10 protein-coding genes are annotated in these 11772 nt (G+C 68.3%); 6 read left to right on the plus strand and 4 right to left on the minus strand.

The window, feature by feature from the left end; genetic code table 11:
- The first annotated feature begins 42 nt into the window (after positions 1-42).
- From rplM to glmM, 3 genes are read left to right on the plus strand one after another with little or no spacing between them, the layout of a single operon-like run.
- Positions 43-489, plus strand: a complete 447-nt coding sequence (rplM, locus tag ABD188_RS07850; protein WP_344060178.1) for a 50S ribosomal protein L13 — start codon at positions 43-45, stop codon at positions 487-489.
- 29 nt (positions 490-518) lie between these two features.
- On the plus strand, positions 519-998 hold the full coding sequence (rpsI, locus tag ABD188_RS07855; protein WP_344060180.1) for a 30S ribosomal protein S9: 480 nt from the start codon (positions 519-521) through the stop codon (positions 996-998).
- 15 nt (positions 999-1013) lie between these two features.
- Positions 1014-2372, plus strand: coding sequence for a phosphoglucosamine mutase (gene glmM / locus ABD188_RS07860; protein ID WP_344060182.1), 1359 nt, complete (start codon positions 1014-1016; stop codon positions 2370-2372).
- 22 nt (positions 2373-2394) lie between these two features.
- Here glmM and ABD188_RS07865 read toward each other — a convergent pair whose 3' ends face one another.
- Positions 2395-3252, minus strand: a complete 858-nt coding sequence (locus ABD188_RS07865) for a hypothetical protein (protein WP_344060184.1) — start codon at positions 3250-3252, stop codon at positions 2395-2397.
- A complete protein-coding gene (locus tag ABD188_RS07870) occupies positions 3239-5812 on the minus strand; it encodes an ATP-binding protein (RefSeq protein WP_344060186.1) in 2574 nt (857 codons plus the stop codon). The genes ABD188_RS07865 and ABD188_RS07870 overlap by 14 nt, the downstream gene beginning before the upstream one ends.
- Before the next feature lie 133 nt (positions 5813-5945).
- Here ABD188_RS07870 and ABD188_RS07875 point away from each other — a divergent pair, with 133 nt between their 5' ends.
- A complete protein-coding gene (locus ABD188_RS07875; RefSeq protein ID WP_344060187.1) occupies positions 5946-7058 on the plus strand; it encodes a fatty acid desaturase family protein in 1113 nt (370 codons plus the stop codon).
- A 114-nt stretch (positions 7059-7172) separates the two neighbouring features.
- Here the strand turns inward: ABD188_RS07875 and ABD188_RS07880 are convergent, their stop codons facing one another.
- Positions 7173-7379 (minus strand): cold-shock protein, encoded by a 207-nt coding sequence (locus ABD188_RS07880; protein ID WP_344060188.1) that lies wholly within the window; start codon positions 7377-7379, stop codon positions 7173-7175.
- A 164-nt stretch (positions 7380-7543) separates the two neighbouring features.
- Positions 7544-8488, minus strand: a complete 945-nt coding sequence (locus ABD188_RS07885) for a Ppx/GppA phosphatase family protein (RefSeq protein ID WP_344060190.1) — start codon at positions 8486-8488, stop codon at positions 7544-7546.
- A gap of 75 nt (positions 8489-8563) precedes the next feature.
- On the opposite strand from ABD188_RS07885, the gene coaA reads away from it, so the two are divergent.
- Both coaA and glmS read left to right on the plus strand, forming a co-directional pair.
- A complete protein-coding gene (gene coaA, locus ABD188_RS07890; RefSeq protein WP_425561336.1) occupies positions 8564-9520 on the plus strand; it encodes a type I pantothenate kinase in 957 nt (318 codons plus the stop codon).
- Positions 9521-9893: 373 nt separating this feature from the next.
- Positions 9894-11747 (plus strand): glutamine--fructose-6-phosphate transaminase (isomerizing), encoded by a 1854-nt coding sequence (gene glmS, locus ABD188_RS07895; protein ID WP_344060193.1) that lies wholly within the window; start codon positions 9894-9896, stop codon positions 11745-11747.
- Positions 11748-11772: the final 25 nt, after the last annotated feature.

Below are 11772 nucleotides of genomic sequence, written 5' to 3' on the forward strand. Positions count from 1 at the left end.
ATTCACGAACATCTCCGTTCGATTCAAGAAAGCAGCACTATTGTGACGCGCACGTACACCCCCAAGGCTGGCGAAGCTCAGCGTGAGTGGCTGGTCATCGACGCCACCGACGTCGTTCTCGGTCGGCTCGCAAGCCACGCCGCGGCCCTGCTCCGCGGTAAGCACAAGGCGACGTTCTCCCCCCACATGGACATGGGCGACTTCGTCATCATCATCAACGCCGGCAAGGTCGCACTCACCGGTCAGAAGCTCCAGAAGAAGAAGGCCTACCGCCACTCGGGCTACCCGGGCGGTCTGTCCTCGGTCACGTACGAGGAGCTCCTCGCGAAGAACCCCGAGCGGGCAGTCGAGAAGGCCGTCCGCGGCATGCTCCCCAAGAACAGCCTGGGTGCGCAGCAGCTCACCAAGCTCAAGGTCTACCGCGGCGCCGAGCACCCCCACGGTGCGCAGCAGCCCAAGGCCTTCACCCTCGACCAGGTCGCCCAGTAAGCGCCGCTTCCAGATTTAAGGACACACTCGTGGCGAACATCGAAGAATCCACCGAAACGAACTTCTCGACCGAAACCCCCGTCGACCAGACGGCCGTCGCCGTTGAGCGCCCCGTGCTCAGCGTGCCCGGCGCAGCGGTCGGCCGTCGCAAGCAGGCCATCGCCCGCGTGCGCCTGGTCCCGGGTTCCGGCACCATCACCATCAACGGCCGCACGTTCGAGGACTACTTCCCGAACAAGCTGCATCAGCAGCTCGTGACCGACCCCTTCACGGTGCTCAACCTCACCGACGCGTATGACGTCATCGCGCGGATCTCCGGCGGTGGCCCCTCGGGCCAGGCCGGTGCGCTTCGACTCGGCATCGCCCGTTCGCTGAACGGAATCGACGAGGAGAACAACCGCGCCACCCTGAAGAAGGCCGGCTTCCTTTCGCGTGACGCACGCGTCAAGGAGCGCAAGAAGGCTGGTCTCAAGAAGGCCCGCAAGGCTCCTCAGTACTCGAAGCGCTAAGGCGAGTCCGCTCCGATGCCGCTCTTCGGCACGGACGGTGTGCGGGGGCTGGCCAACGGCTCCCTCACCGCCGATCTCGCTCTCTCCCTGGCCCAGGCGACCGCCGTCGTCCTGGGCCAGGGCCGTACGGCGGACGCGAGGCGCGCAGCAGGCAAGCGCATCACCGCGGTCGTCGCTCGCGATCCCCGCGTGTCGGGTGAGTTCCTCTCGGCCGCCGTCGAGGCGGGTCTCGCGTCGTCGGGTGTCGACGTGTTGGATGCCGGCGTCCTGCCGACCCCTGCCGCGGCATTCCTGATCGCCGACATGGACGCCGACTTCGGCGTCATGGTGTCTGCATCCCACAACCCGGCTCCCGACAACGGCATCAAGATCTTCGCGCGCGGCGGGGTCAAGCTGCCGGATGTCGTCGAAGAACGCATCGAGCACGCGATGGCGGGCGCCAAGCTGCAGCCCACGGGCGCCGGCGTCGGTCGCATCCGCCGGTTCGCCGACGCCGAGGACCGCTACGTCGTGCATCTGCTGGCGTCGCTGCCGAACCGCCTCGACGGGATCCATGTCGTGCTCGACTGCGCGCACGGTGCGGCCGCTGGCGTCTCGCCCGAAACGTTCCGCGACGCGGGTGCCCGGGTCACGGTGATCGGCGCAGACCCGGACGGGCTCAACATCAACGACGGCGTCGGCTCGACGCATCTCGCATCCCTCGCCGAGCAGGTCGTGCGAGCCGGGGCAGACGTCGGGATCGCGCATGACGGCGACGCCGATCGGTGCCTCGCGGTCGATGCCGAGGGCAACATCGTCGACGGCGACCAGATCATGGCGATCATCGCGGTTGCCATGAAGTCCCGCGGTCGCCTCGTCGGCGACACCCTCGTCGCCACCGTGATGAGCAATCTCGGCCTGCATCGTGCGATGGCCGATCACGGCATCCGGGTCGAGCAGACCGCAGTGGGCGACCGCTACGTCCTCGAGCGGATGAACGAGGGCGGCTTCTCTCTCGGCGGCGAGCAGTCCGGCCACGTCATCATGAGCGACTACGCCACCACGGGCGACGGGCTGCTCACCGGCCTGCACCTCCTGGCAGAGATGGCGGGCCAGGGCAAGACCCTGGCCGAGCTCGCGTCCATCATGACGGTGTACCCGCAGGTGCTCGTCAACGTGAAGGACGTCGATCGGTCACGCGCCGGCACCGACCCCGGCGTCGCTGCGGCGGTCGCCGCCGTGGCGGCCGAACTCGGCGACTCCGGTCGTGTGCTCCTGCGGCCTTCGGGCACCGAGCAGCTCGTGCGCGTCATGGTCGAGGCGGAGTCCGCCGAGGTCGCTCAGGCCCACGCCGAGACGCTCGCCGGCGTCGTGCGGGAGCGCCTCGCGCTGTAGCACCGAACGATCGCGGGGTCGCTCACCCCGCCGGCACCCAGGACGCGAACCGACGCAGCCGCAGCTCGCACATCAGGGTGAACGCCGCGTACGTGACGAGCGCGACTCCGACGAGACCGACGAAGGCGGGCGTCATCGGCCGATCCCACAGCAGATCCTCGCGCGCGACGACGAGCGACAGCGCGATCGCCGCGAGACTCACGAGCTGGGCCTGAAACAGGATGCGGAACGCGCTCCAGCGGTCATCCCACAGGAGTCCTGCGTTGACGACGCCCGTCAGGCTCAGCACCGCACCGGTGACCTGGGCGGTGAGTGGAGTGAGCTCCCACGCCCACACCGATGCGGCAGTCGAGGGCGCGAGATAGACCATCGCGCCCGCGATGAACGCGCACGCCCCGACCGCGGCGAGTCCCACGCGGGCGAAGCGGGGGATGACGACATCCGGACGATCGGGAGTGCCGGGGTCACGCGGCCGCTGCACCACGGCGAGCACCGCGATGATGAACGGAGTGGTGGCGTACAGCACCATCCACGCGGCGAACGGCAGATTGGTCGAGAAGCGGTCGAGATGCAGGAGCGTCGCGATGAGCAGTGCCCCAGCGAAGACGACGACAGCGGGGAAGCCCCGGCGGACGTGATGCCACGCGCGTGCGAAGACGATGCCGATGAAGAACCGGATGCCCCCGACGTACGCCGATGCCAATACGAACGCCGACAGCGGCGGGTCGATCGGCCAGGCGAAGAGCTCGCCGGTGCGGGCCGGGAAGATGTAGAGGAGGAAAGCCGCGATGACGAGGAACGGGATGACGGCGGCCGCGACCCATCGAGTCGCCGGCAGGACTCGGTCATCGGCCGCGGCCCGGGGTTCAGCTGCGGACATACTCGAGCACATCCGAGACTGTCAGGTCGTGTCCTTCCTCGATCGCGCGGTCGAGTTCATCGCCCCGTCCGCCGGTCCGCAGCGACCCGAGCGGGATCATGTAGAACTCGAACGACCCGAGGTTGACGAGTCCCTTGCGTCGTCGCAGGGTCTGCGCCGAGCCCAGCAGTCGTCCCGCGGCGACGGCGTCGCCCTGCAGCGCGCGCAGTCCGACGAACGCCTCGAGTCCGTATGCGATGCCTTCGTCGTGGTGCAATGCGAGCGACAGGTCCAGTGACTGGGCGAAGTCATCCTGCCCGCCGGCGACGTCGCCGGTGAGCAGCCGCGTCCATCCGCGCGAGTTCATCGCGATGACGATGCCGAGACGCTCGCCCTGGGATGTCGCAAGACGAAGACTGGTCTCGAAGCGACCGCGCGCTGCGGCCATGTCACCACCTGCCATGTCGATGCGTCCCAGCACGTTGAGCGCCATCGCCTGGCCCCACGCGTCGCCGGTCTCGGTGAAGCCCGCGAGACTCGTCTCGAGCTCGCTGACCGCGCCCGCGACGTCCGGCGTCGGGCGGGACAGCAGGGCGAGGCCCAGTGAGATGCCCGCGAGCGAGGCGCCGAACCGATCACCCGCCTCGCGGAACAGGTCGCGGCTCAGCGTGATTCCCGGAAGGACATCGAACCCAGGCTCCTGCCAGAAGCGCGGGGCGTTCGCGTAGTACTCGCCGATCGCACGCGCCTGCGGGCCGACCGCACCCTTCTCGCGCGCCAACAGGTCGAGCAGTTCTTCGCCCCAGGTGCGAACGACGCCCAGGTACCCGCCGATCCAGAAGTAGAGGTAGAGCGACCACAGGTAGACAGCGGCCGTCTCGAGGTCGCGGCGCTCGAACAGCAGGCGGACCACGGCCGCGAGGTTCTCTGTCTCGCGCTCGAGCGTCTCGAGCCAGTTCAGCTGGTCGGGGCCCCGAAGCCCGGGCTGCGCCTGCTTCGCCAGGGCGCGGTAGTTGCTCAGCCACGCGTCCGTCGCCGCGGCCGCCTCCTCCGGTGCGAGGAGTTCGGCTGCATACGCACGCACCAGCGAGAGCAGCCGGAACATCGTCACGCCGTGCCGGTCCGTCGTGCCCATCAGGCTCGCATCCACGAGCGATTCGAGGGCTCCCAATGGATCGGAGATGCCGGTGGCCACGAGCACCGATTCGGCCGATCCGAGGGTGAAGCTTCCCGTGAACACCGAGAGGCGCGCGAGCGCGGCCCGGGTGTCGGCATCCAGCAGGTCGACGCTCCAGCGAATGGTGCTGCGCAGCGCGCGCTGGCGTTCGGGCAGGTCCCTCGCCCCGCCGACGAGCAGGGTGAGCGCCGAGTCGAGTCGCTCGAGGATCTGGCTCACCGACAGCGAGCGCACCCGCGCGGCGGCGAGCTCGATCGCGAGCGGCACTCCGTCGACTGCCCGGCAGATCGCAATGACGGTGGCCGAGTTCTCGGGCGTGAGCTCGAATCCTGGTCGCACGGACGCCGCGCGTGCCACGAACAGCGCGACGGCCGACGCACCGGACGCTTCTGTTCCGGCGGCGGACTCGGACGGCAGGTCGAGCGGCCCGACCTCGTAGATGTGCTCGGCGCGGACGCGCAGGGCCGTGCGGCTCGTGACCAGCATGGTCAGCCGTGGACTCTCGGTGATGAGCTCGACGAGCACTCCGCTGGCGTCCAGCAGATGCTCCATGTTGTCGACGACGAGCAGCACATCACGTCCGGCGAGGGCGGCGATCACCTTCTCCATGAGGGTGCCAGTGCCCTCGGCATTGCGCACGCCGAGGGCGCGTGCGATCGCGACGAGTGCGCCGCTGGGCACTGAGACGGCTTCGAGGAGCGCGAAAGCGACGTCACGACCGGATGCCGCGACATCCAGCGCGATCTCGATGGCAAGTCGGGACTTGCCGATTCCACCGGGCCCGACCAGCGTCACGAGCCGCACGCCGTCCTGCTTCAACAGCTCTGCCACTTCGGCGCGCTCGCGCTCGCGGCCGACGATGGGGGTGTACGGCGCCGGGATCTCAGGTGCCGGTGTGGTCGACGCGAGCGAGTCCTCGGTTCGCGCCGCATCGAAGCGCTCGGCGAGGAGCGTCGCGAGGTCGCCGCTGACGAGCCGGGCGAGCTCGTCGGGCGTCGAGAACGTCTTCCACGAGCTCCGGTCGTCGGTGCGGATGCGGTCGAGCAGCCCGGTCAGTCTCTCGTTGCGATCGGGCGCGGGCTCCTTGATGTAGATCAGGCTGGGAAGATCCGCCGACAGGCGGTATTCGTCCTCCAGGCCGGACAGCTCCTCGTCGGGCGCGACCCAGCCGTAGCTCTCGCCGTAGATGCCGACGAAGACATCGCTCTGCGCGAGATATGACCGATAGAGGTCGCGCGGCGGATGCGGCCGCGCACCGAGCTCGAACATGACCGGCGCCAGCCGCAGCTGCTCGATCGCGGCGCGCACGGCCGCCCGCTCCGGCTCGAGCTCCTTGAGCGTGGAGCTGACGAAGACTCGGATGCGCTGGTCGGGAGTGCGGATACTCGGGGGCCGTTCGGCCATGAGGGAATCATCCCACGGAAGTGCCTGCCGTTCAGCATGCCCCGTCTCGTATACGGGTGGGCGTACTCTGGGCCTAGCGATCGGCACATGCCTTTGGCTCCGCACGGCCCCTCCGGGGCTGCCGATCGAGTGGGTGCTCATCTCTTCCACAATCGCCGTCGCAACCACAGGTCCGATCCGCACCACCTACGCCCGCACCGGCGACTTTCCACCGATCACGAAGGCGTACACCGAGGTGTCGCAGGTCGTGAAGGAGACGGGACTCCTCGCGCGCACGCCATGGTTCTACTCCATCCTCGGAACCGTGCTCGCTCTCGCCCTCGGCGGAGCCATCACCGGGTTCATCCTGCTGGGAGACAGCTGGTTCCAGCTCCTCATCGCGGGTGCGCTCGGCATCATCCTGACCCAGGTCGCCTTCATCACGCACGAAGCGTCGCACCGCACGATCCTCACCTCAGGCACAGCGAACGACCGCCTCGGTCGAATCCTCGCGGCCGGCGTCGTCGGCATCAGCCACTCGTGGTGGGTGAGCAAGCACTCGCGTCACCACGCCAACCCGAACCGCATCGGCAAGGACCCCGACATCGAGATCGACACGGTCTCGTTCATCGAGGAGGATGCCGCCAAGGCCAAGGGTCTGCACGCATTCATCACCCGCCGGCAGGGCTGGCTGTTCTTCCCGCTGCTCACGCTCGAGGGCCTGAACCTGCACGCGCTGGGCATCAAGCATCTGGTCGGGCGCGGCGACGTGAAGGCACGCTGGACCGAGCTCGCGCTCGTCGCCGTCCACTTCACGATCTACCTCGGGGCTCTGTTCTGGCTGCTGCCGCTCGGCATGGCCTTCGCGTTCCTCGGTGTGCAGCTCGCCGTGTTCGGCGTGTACATGGGCGCCAGCTTCGCCCCGAACCACAAAGGGATGCCGATCATCGACCGTGATGCGAAGCTCGACTTCTTCACCAAGCAGGTCCGTACCTCGCGCAACATCTCGGGCGGCTGGTGGGCGACGGGGCTCATGGGCGGCCTCAACTACCAGATCGAGCATCACCTGTTCCCGAGCATGCCGCGCCCGCACCTCGCGAAGGCCCGCGAGATCGTGCGTGAGCACTGTGCCGCGCTCGGAGTGCCCTATACCGAGACGACGCTCATCCGCTCGTACGGCATCGTCATCGAGTATCTGAACCGCGTCGGCCTCGCTGCGCGCGACCCGTTCGACTGTCCCATGGTCGGACAGTTCCGGCGCGTCTGACCTCGACGCCCGCCCGGCAAAGACGAAGGCCGCCCCGCGTGATGCGGAGCGGCCTTCTCCGTGTGCCGACGACGAAGGCCGCCCCGCGTGATGCGGAGCGGCCTTCGTGGTGAATCAGACGGGGCGGATGTTCTCGGCCTGCGGACCCTTGGGGCCACGGGCGACATCGAACTCGACGCGCTGGTTCTCTTCGAGGGTGCGGTAGCCACCCGTCTCGACGATGGCGCTGAAGTGCGCGAACACGTCGGGCGACGAGTCATCGGGAGCGATGAAGCCATAGCCCTTTTCAGCGTTGAACCACTTGACGATTCCAGTTGCCATTTCTATCTACTTTCGTTCGAGGGATGCTCGACCCGGAACTCGGGACGAACGGTGTGATGGGCAGCAGCTGGTGCCGCCGGGAGGGACGCGGGGCCGGGAGTTGACGCCGGCGCGAACACGCGGAAACGATCAAAACGAGCGGATCTTACTTCCGAGCATACAGGTCAGGCGCCGGCCGCGCTCCACGAGAGCGATTCGATGTAACGAAGGAGCACCCCTTCGCGCAGCGCCCAGGGCGAAACTTCGAGCTCGTCGGCATCCATCGCCTTCATCGCCTCGTGCAGCACGACGGCCGCGGCCACGATCTGGAACGTGCGATCCGCGGTGATTCCGGGCAGTTCCGCGCGGGCGGATGCGGGGATGCGGGCAAGCCGCGGGATCCACGAACCGAGCGAGGCGCGGGGGAGCAGCATCCGCTCGATGCCCGACCAGCCCGGCACCGGGTAGCCCACGAGCTTCGCCAGGGAGCGGATGGCCTTCGATGAGCCGACGACGTGGTCGGGGCGCTCGAGCGCGCGGAATGACCCGGCGACCGGCGCGAGGGTCGCCCTGGCGTGGGCGCGCAAGAGGTCCACGGCCGCCTCGCCCGGCGGGTCGTCGGGCAGATGCGAGATCGTCATACGGCCGGCACCCAGTGGGACGGATGCCGCGGCCTCCGGCAGTTCGTCGGCTCCGGCGGCGATCTCGAGGGATCCGCCGCCGATGTCGAACAGCAGGATCTGGCCGGCGGACCAGCCGAACCAGCGCCGGACGGCGAGGAAGGTGTAGCGGGCCTCCGTCTCGCCGCCGAGCACCTGCAGTGGCTGGCCGAGCGCCGCCTCGATGCGCGCGATCACGTCCGGCCCGTTCGCAGCCTCGCGCACCGCCGAGGTGGCGGTCGCGAGCAGCTCGTCGACGTTCTCGTCGGCTGCGGTGCGGCGCGCCTCGTCTACCGCGAGCTCGAGCGCGCTGACGCCCTCTTCCGAGATCGCCCCATCCGGCCCGAGGTAGCGCATCAGGCGCAGCACCGTGCGCCGGCTGGTCGTCGCGAGGGGGCGGCCGCCCGGCCGCACATCCGCGATGAGCAGATGGACGGTGTTCGAGCCGATGTCGAGGACTCCGAGGCGCACGGGTCGAGAGTACAGCGGTCGACTCCCGGTACGGAGGCAGGCCGACGATGGAGCGGGGGCGCTAGCATGTTCGGGATGACTGCCGAGCCTGCGCCCGCCGTCTCGCCGGCACTCTCGCTCTATCGCGAGATCGACCGCGCCGAGTGGTCGCGGCTCGCGGCCGGTATGGCCCAGCCGCTCTCCGAGACCGAGGTCGTGCAGATCCGAGGGCTCGGCGATCGGCTCGACATCGCCGAGGTGTCCGAGGTCTATCTGCCTCTTTCGCGGCTGCTCTCGCTGTACGCCGAGACTACGAAGCGACTCGGCGCCGACACCGCGGCGTTCCTCTCGGATGCCGACTCGACGACGACGCCGTTCGTCGTGGCCGTCGCCGGCTCGGTCGCGGTGGGCAAATCCACGATCGCGCGTCTCCTGCGAGAGCTCATGAGCCGCTGGCCGGGCACGCCTCGCGTGGAGCTCGTCACGACAGACGGCTTCCTCTATCCGAACGCCGAGCTCGAGCGCCGGGGGCTCATGAGCCGCAAGGGCTTCCCCGAGTCGTACGACCGTCGCGCACTGCTGTCGTTCCTCACCGAGGTCAAGAGCGGAGCGCCCGAGGTGCGCGCACCGTTCTACTCGCACATGCGGTACGACATCGTGCCCGATGCGCACGTCACGCTGCGACGACCGGATGTCGTGATCGTCGAGGGCCTGAATGTGCTGCAGCCGCCACCGAGCCCGAACGACGTCGCGGTGAGCGAGCTGTTCGACTTCTCGATCTACGTCGATGCCGACAGCGACCACATCACCCAGTGGTTCGTCGACCGGTTCCTGGCGCTCCGGCGCGGAGCGTTCAGCAATCCGAACTCGTTCTTCAACGTCTTCGCCCACCTCACCGACGAGGAGGCGATCACGATGGCGCTCGGATTCTGGAACGACATCAATCTGCCGAACCTGGAAGAGAACGTGCTGCCGACCAAGCATCGCGCGACCCTCGTGCTGGAGAAGTCGGCTGATCACGTCGTCGAGCGGGTTCTGCTGCGCAAGCTCTGAGTCGTCGAGTGTCCGGCGCCTGCGTCAGGGGTGGGATCGGCGTCCCGGCCGGAACGTGGACGCGGGCGATTCTGGTGGCGCAACTGTTCTCTGTGTTCCTCATTGAACTTCGCGCTCACACTGGCCGGAGAAGAATTCGGCCTCACATGACGCCGGGGCGTGAGCGCGAGGTTCGGGGGGAGTGTGAGTGCAAAGCTCCATAGGGGCGTGTGAGCGCGAAGTTCATCAGCGCACAGAGAAGGTCTCGAAGTCGCCTATGCCGGACACGTGCCAAAGCTGACAGCGCGGCCGGCGCTGCCGCATCCGCTCGTCGGCTCTCTGCCGACTCCGTTTGTACAGGCGCCTCGCATATCGCTCCGCCTACCATGGGGGCATGTGTGGAATCGTCGGATACGTGGGCCCGCGGCAGAGCCAGGCCATTCTGCTGGCCGGTCTCTCGCGCCTCGAATACCGCGGTTACGACTCCGCCGGCATCGCCGTGATCGACGCGGATGGTGACCTCGGCATGCGCAAGCGCGCGGGCAAGCTCAGCATCCTGCGCGACAACCTGAAGGACGTTCCCCTGGCCGACGGAACCACCGGCATCGGGCACACCCGGTGGGCCACGCACGGTGGCCCTACGGACGCCAACGCCCACCCGCACCTCGCCGACGACGACAAGCTCGCCGTCATCCACAACGGCATCATCGAGAACTTCTCGGAGATCAAGGCCGAACTCGTCTCGGAGGGTTTCGTCTTCCGCAGCGAGACCGACACCGAGGTCGCGGCGGTGCTGCTCGGGCGTGAATACCGTGCCCACGGCAACGACCTCGCGGCGGCGTTCCGCGCCGTCGTCCAGCGCCTCGAGGGAGCCTTCACGCTTCTCGCGCTGCACCAGGATCACCCCGGCCTCGTGGTCGGCGCCCGCCGCAACTCGCCGCTCGTGATCGGCATCGGGGAGGGCGAGAACTTCCTCGCATCCGACGTCGCCGCGTTCGTCGAGCACACCCGCTTCGCGCTCGCGATCGGGCAGGACGAGATCGTCGCGATCACCCCGGAAGGCGTCACGGTCACCGACTTCGCCGGCAACCCCGTCGAGGTCGAGCCGTTCGAAGTGCTGTGGGATGCTGCAGCCGCCGACAAGGGCGGATGGCCGTCGTTCATGGCCAAAGAGGTGTCTGAAGAGCCCGAGGCGGTGGCCAACACCCTGCGCGGTCGGATGCGCGACGGGCAGGTCGTGATCCCGGAGCTGGACGGGCTCGACGGGCTGTTCGCCGGCATCACGCGCATCATCGTGATCGCCTGCGGCACGGCCGCCTACGCCGGCATGGTCGGAAAGTACGCGCTCGAGCAATGGACCCGCGTCCCCGTGGATGTCGAGCTCGCGCACGAGTTCCGCTATCGCGATCCGGTGATCGGGGCCGACACTCTCGTCGTCTCGATCAGCCAGTCCGGCGAGACCATGGACACGCTCATGGCCGTGAAGTACGCCCGCGAACGCGGTGCGAAGACCCTGTCGATCTGCAACACCCAGGGCGCCACCATCCCGCGCGAGTCGGATGCGATCGTGTACACGCATGCCGGCCCCGAGGTCGCGGTCGCATCCACCAAGGCATTCGTGGCGCAGATCACCGCGCTGTACCTGCTCGCGCTCCACATCGGCCGGGTCCGCGGATCGCTGAGCCCGACCGAGGCTGCCCAGCAGGTGCTCGAGCTCGAAGCCATCCCCGACAAGATCACGCGCATCCTCCACCTCGAGCAGGCGCGCATCGAGCAGTTCGCCGCATGGATGGCCGACACCCGCTCGGTGCTGTTCCTCGGCCGTCACGTGGGCTACCCGATCGCACTCGAGGGCGCGCTCAAGCTCAAGGAGATCTCCTACATCCACGCCGAGGGGTTCGCCGCCGGCGAGCTGAAGCATGGACCCATCGCGCTCATCGAACCCGGCCAGCCGGTGTTCGTCATCGTGCCCTCGCCTCGTGAGTCGGCGCTGCTGCACTCCAAGGTCGTCTCGAACATCCAGGAGATCCGCGCCCGTGGCGCGCGCGTCATCGCCGTGGCAGAAGAGGGGGACGCCGCCGTCCTGCCCTTCGCCGACGAAGTGCTGCGCATCCCGCTCGCCGGTCCGCTGTTCGAGCCGCTGCTGGCCGTCGTGCCGTTGCACATCTTCGCGATGGGCCTCGCTACGGCGAAGGGCCTGGACGTCGACCAGCCTCGCAACCTGGCGAAGTCGGTCACGGTCGAGTAGCGATCTGACGGGCCGCGATAGTCTG

Source organism: Microbacterium pumilum, from assembly GCF_039530225.1.
GTDB classification, from domain to species: Bacteria; Actinomycetota; Actinomycetes; order Actinomycetales; family Microbacteriaceae; genus Microbacterium; species Microbacterium pumilum.

Coding starts and splice junctions, on each gene's coding strand:
- glmM (WP_344060182.1), top strand. CDS start 1,014: ATGCCGCTCTTCGGCACGGACGGTGTGCGGGGGCTGGCCAACGGCTCC.
- ABD188_RS07865 (WP_344060184.1), bottom strand. CDS start 3,252: ATGTCCGCAGCTGAACCCCGGGCCGCGGCCGATGACCGAGTCCTGCCG.
- ABD188_RS07870 (WP_344060186.1), bottom strand. CDS start 5,812: ATGGCCGAACGGCCCCCGAGTATCCGCACTCCCGACCAGCGCATCCGA.
- ABD188_RS07880 (WP_344060188.1), bottom strand. CDS start 7,379: ATGGCAACTGGAATCGTCAAGTGGTTCAACGCTGAAAAGGGCTATGGC.
- coaA (WP_425561336.1), top strand. CDS start 8,564: ATGACTGCCGAGCCTGCGCCCGCCGTCTCGCCGGCACTCTCGCTCTAT.
- glmS (WP_344060193.1), top strand. CDS start 9,894: ATGTGTGGAATCGTCGGATACGTGGGCCCGCGGCAGAGCCAGGCCATT.